Genomic DNA, 14773 nt, shown 5'->3' on the forward strand with positions numbered 1-14773 from the left:
CCGCCCCGCCCCTCGCCGAGATGACGAAGGCAGGGAAGGCTGCCGCTGGCGCCGGCAGCTAAGCGGAGACGTGGATCAGTGCTTCAGGGCAGCGGTGGCATCGCGGCCCGGTGCCGGCGCCGGCTGTGGCTGCATCGCCACCGCCTTGGCCTGCACCGGCATGCCCGGCATGAAGACCTTCTGCACGCCGTCGATGATCACCTTGTCACCGGCTGCCAGGCCGTGCTCGACAATGCGCAGTCCGTCGGCGGTGCGGCCGAGCTGGATGTCACGGCGCTGCGCTTTGCCATCCTTGTCGACCACGTAGACGTACTTGCGGTCCTGGTCGGTCAGCACCGCCTTGTCGTCGATCAGCAGAGCCTGGAACTGGCCGCTGCCGAGCAGCTGCACGCGGGCGAACAGGCCCGGCGTGAACTGGCGGTCGGCGTTGTCCAGCAGCGCGCGGACGCGGATGGTGCCTGTGCTGCGCGCGACCTGGTTGTCGAGGAAGTCGACCTTGCCCGCATGCGGGTAGCCTTCTTCACCGGACAGGCCGACCTTCACCGGCAGCTGGCTGTCACGCTCGCTCGGGCGCTCGCCCTTGCGTGCCATCTGGGCATAGCGCAGGAAGGTGCTTTCGTCGGCATCGAAGTAGACGAACACGGTATCCAGCGAGACCAGCGTGGTCAGCACGCTGGCGCTGTCGCCGGCGGTGACCAGGTTGCCGGCGGTGACCATCGCGCGGCCGGCACGGCCGTCGATCGGTGCACGCACCTTGGTGAACTCCAGGTTGAGGCGCGCCGCATCCAGCGCGGCCTGCGCCGCCTGCACGGCGGCACCGGACTGGTCGGCGGCGGCGCGACGCTGCTCGGCGGTCTCGGTGGAGATCGCCTGCTGCTCGGACAGCCGCTTGGCACGCTCGGATTCGCTGCGGGCCAGCGTGGCCTGGGTGCGGGCGCGGGCCAGTTCGGCGGCGGCGCGATCGTACTCGGCCTGGTAGCTGCGCGCGTCGATGGTGAAGAGCACTTCGCCCTTCTTCACTTCCTGGCCTTCGACATAGTTGACCTTGTCGATGTAGCCGGACACGCGCGGACGCAGTTCAACGCTCTGTACCGCTTCGACGCGGCCGCTGAACTCGTCCCACTGGCTGACCTGCTTGACCAGCACCGGCGCGGCGCTGACCTGCGGCGGCGGCGGCGCACCGGCTTCTTCGGCATGGCCGCCGCTGCACGCTGCCAGCACGGCTGCGGCGAGGATCGACACGCCAACCATCGCGATGCGATGGCCGAAACGATGTGGGGTGGTATTGGGGGAAGTCATGGCATGCATCCGTACGGAGGGGTGGTACAGCAATGGGAAAACGTGTTGCAAAAAGCGGCGGCGAATACTGCGACCTCAACCTTGGTCGAGGTCAAGCGACGCCGGCGGTATCGCGCCACAAGGGAGGAATCTCCAGGTGCAGCAGGCCGCGTGGCAGTTCGGCGTCGCTGCTGTCACAGCGCACGATCGCGCGGTTGTCACGGCAACCATCCAGCAGCGAAACCACGCGACGGCCGACCAGCAGCGAGCTGGGCCACTCGATGCAGGCATTGGCGGCATTGGCCGGGGTACAGACCGGGCTGCAGACTTCCAGCATCTGCGCGCGTACGCCCAGTGCCTGTGCCTCCTGGTGCACCACCTGCGCGTACATGCGCATCGCCGCCGCGGTGATCGAGCTTTCGCCGTAGCCCGCCCACGGCTTGACCGCCGCCGGGCTGCCGATCATCACGTAGCGGCGCGCGTGCACGTTGTCCTGCAGCAGCGGCAGCAGGTGACGCACCGCATGCACGTGCGGCATCAGATCGGCCTGCATCGCGCCGAGCAGTTCATCGCCATTGCGATCAATCACGCGGCCGCGGCGATACGGGCCACCCATGGCCGCGATCACCGCTGCCAGCGGGCGCGGGCGCTGCGCGATGCGCTCGGCCAGCGCGCGCGCCGAGCCGTCGTCGCTGAGCGAACCCAACACCGTCTCCAGCCCCGGCTCATCGGCGAACTGCTCGTGCAGCGCGGCCAGCCGGCCCGGATCGCGGCCCACCACCAGCACTGGGCTGCCCGCTTCCAGCAGCGCACCGACCACGCCCTGGCCGACGGCGCCGGTACCGCCCAGGACCAGGACTTCGGGCGTCAGCATCCCATTCACGGGACATTTCCTCCCAAATCCGGGATAGTCCCAATTCGACGCAGCCGGTCACCCCCATGGGGGATCAGCCGGATGACACCGCCACGCTGCTGACGCATGGGCGCGGTAAACTCACGAAAGTCCTTGTGTACCAAGGAACTCGGACGGGCTTCGACGGTCATCGCCAGGTCCAGGGTGTTCTGGCCGGCGTTCCGGAGTCGGGCAAGAATGTTGCGCAGGCTCATGGCGGACGGGCTCCAATTAACGAATGGCGCCACGATAGACCTCAAACCTTTACTTGATTAGTCCTGATTAAGGGGAATAATCATCCCGCTCCCGGTCCAATCGTTCTGTCACGATTGTCCCATCCCCGACGTCCAGGATCCCCCGACCATGTCCCACGATCTCAACGAGACGCTGATCTTCGTCAAAGTGGTTGAGCAAGGCAGCTTCATTGCCGCTGCCAAATCGCTCGGCCTGCCCAAGACTACGGTCAGCCGCAAAGTGCAGGAACTGGAAACACGCCTGGGCGCGCGCCTGCTGCACCGGACCACGCGCCGCCTCGGCCTGACCGAAGCCGGTTCGATCTACCACGAACATTGCCAGCGCATCGCCCGCGAGCTGGAAGAAGCCGAGAGCGCGGTGAGCCAGCTGCAGTCCGGTCCGCGTGGCTGGCTGCGCTTCACCGTGCCCTATTCGATCGGCATCACCTGGATCGCCCCGCTGCTGGGCCAGTTCCACGCGCAGTACCCGGAGATCCGGCTGGACATGCATATGGGCAACGAGAAGCTGGACCTGATTGCAGGTGAAGCCGACCTTGCGCTGCGTGTGGGTGCCCTGCCCGATTCCAACCTGGTGGCGCGCAAGCTGGGCAGCCTGCGCACGCAGGTGTTCGCCAGCCCGGCCTACATCGAACGCTACGGCGAGCCGCTGCATCCGGAGGAGCTGCAGTTCCACCGCATCCTGGCGATGCGCAAGCCCTACCACACCGGCAACTCGCCGCGCTTCACCTGGCAGCTCGGCGAGAACGGCGGCGAGCTGCGCGACTTCCCGGTCACCCCGCTGATGACCGCCAACGACATGTCTGCGCTGAACGGTGCGCTGGTGTGTGGCGAAGGCCTGCTGTTGACCGGTGACGTGATGGCCAAGCCGTTCGTCGAGTCGGGCATGGTGCGCCGCGTGCTGGCCGGCTGGACCGGGCCGGAAGTGGATTTCAACGCGGTGTTCGCCGGTGGCCGCCTGGTCTCGCCGAAGGTGCGTGCGTTTGTCGACTTCCTGGTCGAGAAGCTCAACTTCGATGCCAACTACATGCTGGCGCAGTGCCCCGGCGCGAAGCTGGCACAGCAGCAGAAGGCGCAGGAAGATGCCGCGCTGGAAAGCAGCGGCAAGCGCATCCTGGAGAAGGTGGCCGCTTCGGCGGCATGACCGGAAGCATCCACGCATGGCGTGGATCTGCCGGCATTCCGTAGGGTCGAGCTCGACTCTACGGGCGCTATCGGTGTTCCGAGCAACGCTCGGCACCTACAAAAATGCCGCCTGCAAGGGCGGCATTTTCGTTCCGCGTGCGCCCGGCTTCCGGTAGATGCCGACCTTGGTCGGCGCCGTTGGGAGAAGCCGCGAACGGGAGCGCTATCGGCGTGCCGAGCAAGCTCGGCACCTACAAAAATGCCGCTTGCAAGGGCGGCATTTTCGTTCCGCGTGCGCCCGGCTTCCGGTAGATGCCGACCTTGGTCGGCACCGTTGGGAGAAGCCGCGACCGGCAACGCCATCGGCGTGCCGAGCAAGCTCGGCACCTACAAAAATGCCGCCTGCAAGGGCGGCATTTTCGTTCCGCGTGCGCCCGGCTTCCGGTAGATGCCGACCTTGGTCGGCGCCGTTGGGAGAAGCCGCGAACGGGAGCGCTATCGGCGTGCCGAGCAAGCTCGGCACCTACAAAAATGCCGCTTGCAAGGGCGGCATTTTCGTTCCGCGTGCGCCCGGCTTCCGGTAGATGCCGACCTTGGTCGGCACCGTTGGGAGAAGCCGCGAACGGGAGCGCTATCGGCGTGCCGAGCAAGCTCGGCACCTACAAAAATGCCGCTTGCAAGGGCGGCATTTTCGTTCCGCGTGCGCCCGGCTTCCGGTAGATGCCGACCTTGGTAGGCACCGTTGGGAGAAGCCGCGACCGGCAACGCCATCGGCGTGCCGAGCAAGCTCGGCACCTACAAAAATGCCGCCTGCAAGGGCGGCATTTTCGTTCCGGCTGCGCCGGAACCGCAATAACGCCATGCGTTATTGCTTGAGCGGAATCACACGGATCTCGACGCGGCGGTTCTTGGCGCGGCCGGCATCGGTGCTGTTGTCGGCAATCGGGTAGGACTTGCCGGCGCCCAGGGTTTCAATGCGCACGCTCTGCACGCCCTGGCCGATCAGGTACTGCGCCACCGAGTCGGCACGTTCCTTCGACAGGCGGTTGTTGACCGCGTCGCTGCCGATGCTGTCGGTATGGCCGACCACTTCGATCATGGTCTGGTTGTAGTCGCGCAGGGTACCGGCAACGCCATTGAGCGAACCGTAGAACTGCGGCTTCAGGGTCGACTTGCCGAAGTCGAAGGTGATGCCGTCGGGCAGGTTCAGCATGATGTTGTCGCCCTGGCGCTGCACATCGATGCCGGTGTTGGCAGTGCGCTCACGCAGCGCGCGTTCCTGGCGATCCTGGTACTGGCCAACGGCGGCGCCGCTGAGTGCGCCGATACCGGCACCGATCAGCGCATGCTGACGACGCTCGGTGGCGCTGTCGCCGGTCAGCAGACCAGCGGCCACACCAATGGCGGTACCGATCAGGGCGTTGCGGCCGGTGCGGTTCTGCTGCTCGGTCGGGTTGCCGTACTGGTCACTCTGTACGTAGGAGCCGCCGGTGGCGCAGGCCGACAGGACGGCCGCACTCATCAGGGCCAGTGCGACGTTGCGGGTGGTGTTACGGATCATGAGGTTCTCCTTGGTTTCCGGTCGGCCGGCGGCCTGCGGGCGCAAAGAGAATAAACAGCCCGATGCGATGCCGGAATGATGATCCATGCCCTCGACAGGGGCGCGTTCAGCTAACTGACTGGCTCGCTCAGCCAGCACTTTACCCTGCCCCCGACTGGCGGTAGGCCGCCAACGCGGCATCGCGTCCGGCGGCCAGGTCCACCAGCGGCGTGCGCGGATAGCCCGGCGCATGCGCGGCCAGCAATTGCGGATGCTGCCAGGGCGCAAACCGCGCCTTCACCGGCAGCGCGGCCAGTTCGGGTACCCAGTGGCTGATGTAGCGCGCCTGTGGATCGAACTTCTCGGCCTGGGTCACGGGGTTGAACACACGGAAGTACGGCGCGGCATCGGCACCGGTTCCCGCCACCCACTGCCAGCCCATCGTGTTGTTGGCCAGGTCGGCATCGACCAGGGTGTCCCAGAACCAGCGCGCGCCGTGCAGCCAGTGCGCGCGCAGGTGCTTGCACAGGTAGCTGGCGACGATCATCCGCACCCGGTTGTGCATGTAGCCGGTGTGCCACAGCTCGCGCAGACCGGCATCGACGATCGGCACGCCGGTGTGGCCGCGCTGCCAGTCGCGCAGCTGCGCGGCGCTGGGGTCCGCCCAGGGAAAGCGATCGAAGCGCGGATTGAGATTGTCGGTGGGCGTCTTCGGGAAGTGGTGCAGCAGGTGATAGGCGAAGTCGCGCCAGCCCAGCTGGCGCAGGTAACCATCGATGTCGGCGTCGGTACCGGCGCTGCGCAGCCCCTCCAGCGCGTGGGCGATGCGCCACGGCGCAATCTCGCCGAAATGCAGGTGCGGCGACATTCGCGAGGTCCCGACCCGGTCCGGCAGGTCACGCTGCTCCCGGTAGCCGCGCAGGGCGCCGTCCTCGAACACGGACAGCGCTTCCAGCGCCCCGGTCTCGCCCGGCTGCCAGTGCTCCCAGAAACCGGTGTCCCAGTCCAGCGTCGGCGCAAGCTGCAACTCGTCCAGCGCGAGGCTGTCGACCGAATGTACCGGCAGCGTCTCCGGCGCGGCCTGCAGCGCGGGCAGGCGCCAATGGCTGAGCACATTGCGCCAGTACGGGGTGAACACCTTGTACGGCTGGCCCTGCTGGGTGGCAATGTCCCAGGGCTCGAACAGCAGGCTGCCATTGCAGCTCTGCGCATCGACACCCTGCTCGCGCAGCGTGCGCTTGATGGTGGCATCGCGTGGCTGCGTGGCAGGTTCGTACTTGCGGTTCCAGTACACCGCTTCAGCGCCGGTCTGCCCGATCAGCGCCTGCAGCGTTGGCAGGCTGTCACCGCTGCGCAGCACCAGCGAAGAGCCACGCGTGCGCAGGTCGGCATCCAGCGCCGCCAGCGAACGGTGGCGCCACGCATCGGAGGCCGCACCCGGTGCCCACTCGCCTTCCTCATGCGGTGCGTGCAGGTAGACCGGTACCACGTCGTGACCGGCATCCAACGCGGCCTGCAGGGCCGGATTATCCTGCAGCCGCAGATCACGGCGGAACCATAGCAACGCTACCGACACAGACACCGCCTTCGTTCTGGAAGGCGCACATGATAGCCGGCGGCGGTGAAGGCGATGCGTGGGCGCAACATCCACGCATCGCGTGGATCTACTGGTTGAAGCGCTGCATCGCCTCGCTGATCAGCGCGCGCGCCTCGGCGGCGTTGCCCCAGCCGTTGAGCTGCACCGGATTGCGCCCGGCCGGCAGGTCCTTGTAGACCCGGAAGAACGCCTCGATGCGTTGCCGCTCGATCTCCGGCAGATCGTCCAGATCGCGAATGCCGGCGTAGCTCGGATCCACCTTGTCGGTGGGCAGGCCGATGATCTTCTCATCGTGCTCGCCGCCGTCGATCATCTTCAGGTAGCCGATCGGGCGGAAGCGCACGATCACGCCCGGATGCAGCGGCTCGCGGGTCAGCACCAGCGCGTCCAGCGGATCGTTGTCGCCTGCCAACGTCCGCGGCATCGAGCCGTAGTTGGCCGGATAGGCGACCGGCATCGACTGGAAGCGGTCCACATGCACCAGGCCGTCTTCCTTGATCTCGTACTTGGTGAAGCTGCCCGCAGGAATCTCCACGGCCAGATTCACCTCCTGCGGCGCCTGCTTCGGCTGCGCCACCAGCAACGGGTGCAGCACAGCATCCGCGGCGGTCACCGCTGTCGCGAGCAGCAGCAGGGCGCCGCCGATGGCAGCCATGGGGACAAGACGGCGTGCAGCGTTCATCCGGATCTCCTCATTCCCAGCAACGGTCAGCGCGACCCTTGGCGGTCCGCGCACGCGGGCAGTCGCGTGGTGCGATGCGCCCTTCGGTCAGCTCGGTACGCTGCTTGCTGCCCTGGGCATCGCGACGCAGTTCAAAGCTGTCGTACAGGCGTCCTGTCACCGTACGCGCTTCGTAGCGCAGGCGCTGTGGGTCGATGCGCAGCACCTGGAACAGCTGGGTATCCTCGGCCACCGGATCCATCGTCCTGCGCGCTTCATCGGAAAGGCGGTACTGCTTCGGGCCGGCCACGGTCACCACGTACTGCGGCGTCGCTGCCTGCCCTTCGCCACGGCGTCCGTAGGTGTGATCGTGGCCCTGCAGCACCAGATCCACCTTGTGGCGACGCACCACCGGCAGCAGCACATCTCGCAGCGCGGCATTCTCGCGCCCCTCGCGGGGCGAATAGAACGGCTGGTGCAGCAGCACGAGGGTCCACGGCTGCGGGTTTGCCGTCAGCACCTTGTCCAGCCACTGCGCCTGCGCCTTGGCCGTGCCCAGATCCAGTGCCGAAGTACCGTCAAGCACCACCACGCGCGCCGCCTGCGCGTCGAACCAGTAGCTGGTCTGCTGGGCGGCGGCGGCACCATTGCCCGGCAGCGCGAACGTCACCGGCCAGTGCCGGCCCAGCACCCGACGCTCCTGCGGGGTGTCCTCGAACTCCTCGAAGTATTCGTGGTTGCCGATCGCCGGCGCCACCAGCGTTTCCTGCGCCAACCAGCCGGTGGCGGCGAACCACTCGCCCCACTCGCTGTCGTCCATGTTGTCGCCGCCACTGACCAGATCGCCTGCGAACAAGCTCACGCGCGCGTCCGGCGCCGCCTTCTGCGCGGCGCGCACCACGCGGCTGACATGGCTGAGGTTCTTGTTCTGGGTGTCGCCGAAGTACAGCAGGGTCAGCGGCTGCTCGGCGCTGGCCAGCGTGCGCAGCTGGTTCCAGGCACTCCAGCTGCCGTTGCCCTGCACGCGGTAGACGTACAGGGTGTCCGGCTGCAGCCCATCGACGTCGGCACGATGATGGTGTGACGAGCCGTTCTCGGTCTGCAGCGCACGGGTCGTCGCGCGGATCTGGCGGATGCCCTCGATGGCCGGTGAATCAGCGGCCAGGGCGATTTCCAGCAACGGCGCCTGCACACTGCCATCGGTGCGCCAGGCCACGGCGAAACCGTGACCGGGATCGGCTGCGGGCGAGGCTACGATACGGTCCGGCAGCGCTGTCGCTGCGTAATGGCGACTGCCCACCGGCACCTGCGTATTCGGTTCGGCCGCCGCGAACGACAGCGACGGCACGGCCAACAGCAGGCCCAACACCCGCGCGCGCATCACCCAGGGCCGGCTCATGCGCCACACTCCAACGGCAGCGCCAGCTGCTTGGCAATGCTCTCCCAATCGAACGCCACCACGCCCTGGTCATCATGCACTGCGTACAGCGCACCATGCGGGAAGCGCGCGCTGGGCTGCTGCATCAGCCAGATGCCATCGGTGTTGGCCACGGTATTGCCCTGGAAGGCGCCCACTGGCTTCAACGTGTGGCGATCAAACAGGTGGAACACGCTGCGCTGCTTGCCCTGTTCGGTGGTGATCCACCACCCATCCTTGCCGCAGGTGCGCAGGGTCACGCCTTCGGCCTGCGCCTTGAACACATCGCGGCCGAAGGTGGTGCCGGTGAAACGCCCGGCCAGGGTGTAGACCTTGAATTCGCTGGCGTAGCGCTCGTCCTCTTCGGCGATCAACAGGCGACCGTTGTCCGGGTCGCCCCAGATCGATTCGACCACGCGCAGCGCACCGGCTTCGCTGGTGTCACCGATGCTGGCGACGAGCGTTGCCTCGACCTTCGCACCGTCGCGGGTCACGTGGTACTGGCGCACGCGCTTGTCCAGCTCCGCCAGCGGCGGCAGGATGTCACGCCCCTGTGCATCCTCGCCGTTGTCCCAGGAGTCGGTGACGTAGACGCTGTAGCCATCGGCACGGCGGTCGACCCACAGCCCGTACGGCTTGCGCAGGTCCTCGGCAGCGAACGTCGCCAGCGGGGTGAAGTCCGGCAGGCCCAGCACCTGTACGCGGTGATTGTCGCGCTCCACGATCCACAGCAGGTCGTCGGTCACCGCAATCCCGTTTGGGCGGTCGAACTGCCCGGGCGCGGCGCCGCTGCTGCCGACGTCGCGCAGGTGCTGGCCGGTGCTGCCGTCGTAGACCACCAGCTTGTCGGTGGCCTTGGCAGTGGCAATCAACCACAGCGTTCCGTCAGGTGCGCGCCAGGCAGCAGGGGAATCGATGTTGTCGGCCGGCGTCATCGGCGAAAGGAACGCCTCGGCGATGGTGGTCACCGCACGCTCGGCTGCGGCCTTTGCCTCGGGCGTGGCCACGGACGGATCGTTGCCGGTGGCCGGCGTGCAGCCAGCCACCAGGGTCGCGGCCAGTGCGGAAGCCAGCAGGGTGATGCGACGCGCCATCACAGTGCCACCTTCAGGCCCAGCGCGTAGGTGCGGCCATACTCTTCCATCTGCAGGGTGCGCGAGCGCGTGCCCTGGTACAGCTCAAGCGGCTTGTCCAGCAGGTTCTGCGCTTCGAAGTACATGCTCACGCGCGGGGTGAACTTGTAGTCCAGCGAGAAGTCGAGCTGGGTATTGGGTGCGACATAGATGTCGAAGGCGCGGCCCTTGCCGATACTATCGAGGTACTCACTGCGGTACACCGCCGCCAACCGCGTGCTCAGACCATACTTCTCGTAGCCGATGTGCGCACTGTAGACGTGCTTGGACGCGCGCGGCAGGGTGAAGTCCTCACCGGCACGATCCTCGATCCCCGCGTCGAACTCGGTGTCCAGCCAGGTGCCACTGGCACCGACCAGCAGCCCGTCCAGGCCGGCCGGCAGGAACGCCAGCTGCTGCTGCCAGTTGAATTCCGCACCGCGCACGGTGGCCTTGCGGCCGTTGATCGGCTGGGTCACGTCGTAACCACCGTAGGCCGGGTCGTTGGTACGCACGGTCTGCACGATGTAGCCGTCGATCGACTTGTGGAACAGGCCCAGCGAGACGATGCCGCTGCTGCCGATGTACTTCTCCACCGACAGGTCGATGTTCTTCGATTCGTACGGATCCAGCTCCGGATTGCCCAGGCGCACTTCCTCGTCACCGCGGCTGTAGCCCACGCGCGGCGAGATATCGCCGAACGAGGGGCGCGCCACGGTCTTGTTGGCCGAGGCACGCAGCACCCAGTCGTCCGCGGCGTCATAGCGCAGGTGCAGGCCCGGCAGCACGTTGGTGTAGCTGCTGTTGGCCACGCGCGGGGTGACGGTGAAGCTGCGGCCGTTGGCCGCCACGTCGACCTGGTTGCCCGTCGCCTTGAACTGGGTGTTCTCCACCCGCACGCCGCCGATGATGCGCAGCGCGCCGATGTCCCAGGTGCCCATCACATAGCTGGCGAAGATGTCCTCGCTGGCCGTGTAGTCTTCTTCCAGAGAGGTCATCGCATTGCCACCAACGTCCTGCGGCCGCGCACTGTACTGGCTGCCATTGGCCGCCCAGAACGCGCGCATCGCCGCCGAATCCATGCCGTCACCCAGGGTGCCGTGGCGGTACTCCGGCGACGAGGTGCTCCAGCTCGACAGCGCAACCTTCGGGCCGACGCGCAGCTCGCTCTCGTCGACATTGACGTCGCGGTCGCGCCAGCGGCCCAGCAGGCCCATCTTGATGCTGCCGCTGTCACCGTCGAAGCGCACGTTGACCTGCGCGCTGTGCTCCTTGTCATTGACCTGCTTGGGCGAAAGCACGAAACGGTCGAAGGCGTAGTTGCCGTTGTCCAGCCACTGCGGGTTGTCGAAACTGTAGCTGGGCAGGCGGCTGCGCTGGTCCAGCGTGCCATTGAAGGCCTTGCCGTTGAGCTTGAAGCGCGCCTCCATCTCGTCGTTGACGCGCTCTTCGGTACGGGTGTAGCCGACCCGGTAATCGACCACGGCGTTGCTCAGCTTGTTCTCGCCGCCCAGGCTGGCCGCGAAGGTGTTCTCCTTCTTGGTGCGGTAGCGCATGCGCTTGTCGATCGAATCCTTCGGCATGCCGTCCAGGCGGTACTGGTCGGTGCCGGTGTTGACCATCTTGGCGTCGTCGAAGTTGAAGATCACGCGCTGGCGGGTTTCGGCATCGTCGAACTGGCTGTACAGCGTGCGCAGGTAGTACCTGCTGTCTTCGTCCGGGCGCCAGTCGAGGTTGAGGTTGGCGCCGATGCGCTTGCGCTCGATCTCGTACTTGCGGTGCTGCAGGTTGATCGCGGTGACGTCACCGGGTGCGGCGTCATCCTCGCCGTCGTACTCCACTTCGGTGTTGTCCGACTCGAACTTCCGCTTCTGGTAGTTCACGCCCAGCGCCACGCCGAAGGTGTCGTTGAACACTTCGCTGTAGTTGAAGGCCGCCTTCGGGCTGGTCTCGCCGGACAGCTGCTGGTGGCTGCCTTCGATCTTGCCACGCAGGCTGCGCCCGTCGCGGTCGAACGCCGAGGCCGACTCGACCAGCACCGCGCCGCCGATGGCGTCGCCGGCCATGTCCGGGGTCGGCGACTTCACCACGCGCAGGCGTTCGGTGGAATCGGACGGGATGACGTCCAGCGGTGCGGCGCGGCTGGAGTCCTCCGGCGTACCCACCGCGATGCCGTCCACGCTGACGCTGTTGAGATTGGCATCCAGGCCACGGATGACCACGAAGCGGCCTTCGCCCTGGTCGCGGGTCACGCTGATGCCGGGCAGCCGCTGCAGCGACTCGGCAACGTTCTTGTCCGGGTACTGGCCCAGCGCATCGGAGGACACCGCGTCTTCGATCGCGTCACTGCTGCGCTTGAGGTCGACCGCGCGGATCTGCGATTCGAGCTGGGCGCGCACTTCGATGCGGTCCAGATCCACCGCATCAGCGGCCACGGCACCGGTGGCGGCGACCGCCTGCTGCCCGGCAGCCTGCAGCGGTGCCGCGGCCCCCATCGCCAGTGTCAGGGTGATGGCAACGGCCAACGGAGTCTTGATATGCACTGGGAATCCCCATTCCTGTTAAGAATGGGTCTGCACGGTATGTCCGCAAGGTTGCATGGCCATGACATGCGTCTGCACATTTCATGTACGACGCTGGCGCGCCCGGTTTGGGGTTGGGCCCGGCAATCCGGCAAAATGGTGGTCTCTCTCCTGATTCCCCTTCCCGACCATGAAGATCGTCGAAGTGCGCCACCCGCTGGTGCAGCACAAGATCGGCCTGATGCGCAACGCCGCGCTCAGCACCAAGGATTTCCGCGAACTGGCCAACGAGCTGGGCACCCTGCTGGCCTACGAGGCCACCGCCGACCTGGACACCGAGCCGCACACCCTGCCCGGCTGGGCCGGCCCGGTCACCGTGCAGCGCATCGCCGGTGCCAAGATCACCGTGGTGCCGATCCTGCGTGCTGGCCTGGGCATGCTCAGCGGCGTGCTGTCGCTGATCCCGGCCGCGCGCGTCAGTGTGGTCGGCCTGCAGCGCGATGAGGAAACCCTGCAGCCGGTGCCCTACTTCGAGCGCCTGACCGGCCGCCTGGAAGAGCGCGACGCGCTGATCCTGGATCCGATGCTGGCCACCGGCGGCACCCTGATCGCCACCATCGACATGCTCAAGCGCGCCGGCGCCCGCCGCATCAAGGGCATCTTCCTGGTGGCCGCGCCGGAGGGCATCGAGGCGGTCAAGGCCGTGCACCCGGACGTGGAGATCTACACCGCGGCCATCGACGCCCAGCTCAACGAGAAGGGCTACATCCTGCCGGGTCTGGGCGATGCCGGCGACCGAATCTTCGGTACCCGCGTTGGTTGATCCGGTGAATCAGGGGGCAGAGCCCTTTCGTGCCGAAAGGGATCTGACCCCACTAGATGCGGGGTCGGATCCGTCTCCACAGGAGAGGGCTCTGACCCCAGACGCCGCACTACAGACCGGCCGCGAATGCTTCGAGCTGGTCGATGGCGGTGTTCCAACCGTCGAAGAACCCCAACTGCTCATGCTGGTCACGCAGCGCCTTGTCCGGGTGCATTACCCGCGCCGTGTATCGACAGCCCGCGTCCTCGTCATCCATCGTGATGATGGCGGTGAAGCCCAGCCACGGTGACTGCGGCCGCCAGCCCGCGCCCAGCATCGAGGTGAACACCAGCCGCTGCTTCGGAACGATCTCCAGGAAGCTGCCCGGGTTGTCACTGCTGCCGCCGTCGGGGCCCTGCATGAAGGTGTGGAAGGCCCCGCCCGGGCGCAGGTCGAACGCGCGTACTTCGGTGGTCCACGGCTGCGGGCACCACCACTGGCGCAGCAGCTCCGGGTCGGTCCACGCCCGCCACAGCGCGGCACGCGGTGCATTCAGTACGCGGCTGATGACCAGATCGGTCTCGGGGTTGTTACCTGCGTCTGCGGCCATGGGCCTGCTCCTGTCGGTGAAGGGTTTCGACAAATTCGACCATGCGCTCGGCGCGTGCTTCCCACATGGCGCGCTGCGCGGCCAGCCATTGCTCAGCCTGGCCCAACCGTTCCGGCACCAGTTCGCAGGTGCGTATGCGCCCCTGCTTGTGGCTGCGCACCACGCCACTGCGTTCCAGCACGGCCAGATGCTTCATCAGCGAGGGCAAGGCCATCTCGAACGGCTCGGCCAGCATCGACACGGTGCGCGGCCCCTGCCCCAGCGTGGCGACGATCGCGCAGCGCGTCGGGTCGGCCAGCGCCTGGAAGACCGCCTGGATGTCAGGATCATACTTACCCATTTGGCTAAGTAATACGCCGATCTGAACACCGGTGCAAGCGCTCTTGGCCCGGGGCGCATTCTTCACATGGCCTTGCAGGCCGGAAGCGAATGCTCCGCGCACCCGCCACCCCTGGAGCTCCCGATGAAAGCCTCTTTCCTGCTGGCCGCCGTCCTGCTGGTCGGCCTGCCGCTGGCCGCCAATGCCACCACCCCGCAGCAGCAGCGCATGGCCGACTGCTCGGCCAAGAACAAGGGCTTGAAGGGTGACGCCTACAAGACCGCGCAGAGCGCCTGCCTCAGTGGCCATGCCGCCGAAAGCAAGGCAGCGACCACCCCGCAGGAACGCATGCGCAAGTGCAATGCCGACGCCGGCGCCAAGAAGCTGGCAGGTGATGCGCGCAAGACCTTCATGAGCAGCTGCCTGAAGGCGTCGTAGCGATCGCTCGCCCAATTCAATCGAATGGGGGCAGAGCCCGTTGCGCAGCAACGGGATCCGACCCCGACAGATCGCAGCCATCTGTCAGAGGCGGGCGGTGTCGGATTGCGGGGTGTCAGCGGCATGGATGCGGCTGCCAAGCCTACAGGGACGTACCTGCGGCGTCCCCGCAATCCGACACCGCCCCGCCACCCCACGGATAGCCCGCT

The 14773-nt window shown here is 66.8% G+C and carries 14 protein-coding genes; 3 read left to right on the forward strand and 11 right to left on the reverse strand.

Translation table 11 applies throughout. From position 1 onward, the window contains the following. Positions 1 to 75 precede the first annotated feature (75 nt). From LZ605_RS07405 to LZ605_RS07415, 3 genes are all read right to left on the reverse strand, one after another. On the reverse strand, positions 76 to 1299 hold the full coding sequence (locus tag LZ605_RS07405; RefSeq protein WP_249844319.1) for an efflux RND transporter periplasmic adaptor subunit: 1224 nt from the start codon (positions 1297 to 1299) through the stop codon (positions 76 to 78). A 91-nt stretch (positions 1300 to 1390) separates the two neighbouring features. After that, positions 1391 to 2161: an SDR family NAD(P)-dependent oxidoreductase gene (locus LZ605_RS07410; protein WP_249844320.1), complete on the reverse strand. Its 771-nt coding sequence runs from the start codon at positions 2159 to 2161 to the stop codon at positions 1391 to 1393. After that, positions 2158 to 2385: a hypothetical protein gene (locus LZ605_RS07415; RefSeq protein WP_107232752.1), complete on the reverse strand. Its 228-nt coding sequence runs from the start codon at positions 2383 to 2385 to the stop codon at positions 2158 to 2160. The genes LZ605_RS07410 and LZ605_RS07415 overlap by 4 nt, the downstream gene beginning before the upstream one ends. Positions 2386 to 2533: 148 nt before the next feature. Here LZ605_RS07415 and LZ605_RS07420 point away from each other — a divergent pair, with 148 nt between their 5' ends. Then, positions 2534 to 3565: a LysR family transcriptional regulator gene (locus LZ605_RS07420; RefSeq protein ID WP_005416157.1), complete on the forward strand. Its 1032-nt coding sequence runs from the start codon at positions 2534 to 2536 to the stop codon at positions 3563 to 3565. An 846-nt stretch (positions 3566 to 4411) separates the two neighbouring features. Here LZ605_RS07420 and LZ605_RS07425 read toward each other — a convergent pair. From LZ605_RS07425 to LZ605_RS07450, 6 genes are all read right to left on the reverse strand, one after another. Beyond that, positions 4412 to 5107, reverse strand: a complete 696-nt coding sequence (locus tag LZ605_RS07425) for an OmpA family lipoprotein (RefSeq protein ID WP_010484399.1) — start codon at positions 5105 to 5107, stop codon at positions 4412 to 4414. 139 nt (positions 5108 to 5246) lie between these two features. Beyond that, the gene (locus LZ605_RS07430) at positions 5247 to 6662 is read right to left on the reverse strand and encodes a cryptochrome/photolyase family protein (protein ID WP_249844880.1); all 1416 of its coding nucleotides are present in this window, start codon (positions 6660 to 6662) and stop codon (positions 5247 to 5249) included. A gap of 88 nt (positions 6663 to 6750) precedes the next feature. After that, the gene (locus LZ605_RS07435) at positions 6751 to 7365 is read right to left on the reverse strand and encodes an inorganic diphosphatase (RefSeq protein ID WP_249844321.1); all 615 of its coding nucleotides are present in this window, start codon (positions 7363 to 7365) and stop codon (positions 6751 to 6753) included. Between the two features lie 10 nt (positions 7366 to 7375). Further along, positions 7376 to 8743: a purple acid phosphatase family protein gene (locus LZ605_RS07440; protein ID WP_249844322.1), complete on the reverse strand. Its 1368-nt coding sequence runs from the start codon at positions 8741 to 8743 to the stop codon at positions 7376 to 7378. Next, entirely contained in the window at positions 8740 to 9855 is a 1116-nt protein-coding gene (locus tag LZ605_RS07445) for a phytase (protein WP_249844323.1), read from the reverse strand. The genes LZ605_RS07440 and LZ605_RS07445 overlap by 4 nt, the downstream gene beginning before the upstream one ends. Further along, positions 9855 to 12368 carry a TonB-dependent receptor gene (locus tag LZ605_RS07450; RefSeq protein WP_423172525.1) on the reverse strand — a complete coding sequence of 838 codons (2514 nt, stop codon included), beginning with the start codon at positions 12366 to 12368 and terminating at the stop codon, positions 9855 to 9857. The genes LZ605_RS07445 and LZ605_RS07450 overlap by 1 nt, the downstream gene beginning before the upstream one ends. Before the next feature lie 217 nt (positions 12369 to 12585). Here LZ605_RS07450 and upp point away from each other — a divergent pair, with 217 nt between their 5' ends. Continuing rightward, a complete protein-coding gene (gene upp / locus LZ605_RS07455; protein WP_107232758.1) occupies positions 12586 to 13218 on the forward strand; it encodes a uracil phosphoribosyltransferase in 633 nt (210 codons plus the stop codon). Between the two features lie 109 nt (positions 13219 to 13327). Here the strand turns inward: upp and LZ605_RS07460 are convergent, their stop codons facing one another. Further along, positions 13328 to 13807, reverse strand: coding sequence for an SRPBCC family protein (locus tag LZ605_RS07460; RefSeq protein ID WP_249844325.1), 480 nt, complete (start codon positions 13805 to 13807; stop codon positions 13328 to 13330). Beyond that, positions 13788 to 14249, reverse strand: a complete 462-nt coding sequence (locus LZ605_RS07465; RefSeq protein WP_249844326.1) for an ArsR/SmtB family transcription factor — start codon at positions 14247 to 14249, stop codon at positions 13788 to 13790. The genes LZ605_RS07460 and LZ605_RS07465 overlap by 20 nt, the downstream gene beginning before the upstream one ends. A gap of 21 nt (positions 14250 to 14270) precedes the next feature. On the opposite strand from LZ605_RS07465, the gene LZ605_RS07470 reads away from it, so the two are divergent. Then, positions 14271 to 14564, forward strand: coding sequence for a PsiF family protein (locus LZ605_RS07470; protein ID WP_249844327.1), 294 nt, complete (start codon positions 14271 to 14273; stop codon positions 14562 to 14564). The last annotated feature ends 209 nt before the right edge of the window (positions 14565 to 14773 follow it).

It is taken from the genome of Stenotrophomonas maltophilia, from assembly GCF_023518235.1.
Taxonomy (GTDB): Bacteria; Pseudomonadota; Gammaproteobacteria; order Xanthomonadales; family Xanthomonadaceae; genus Stenotrophomonas.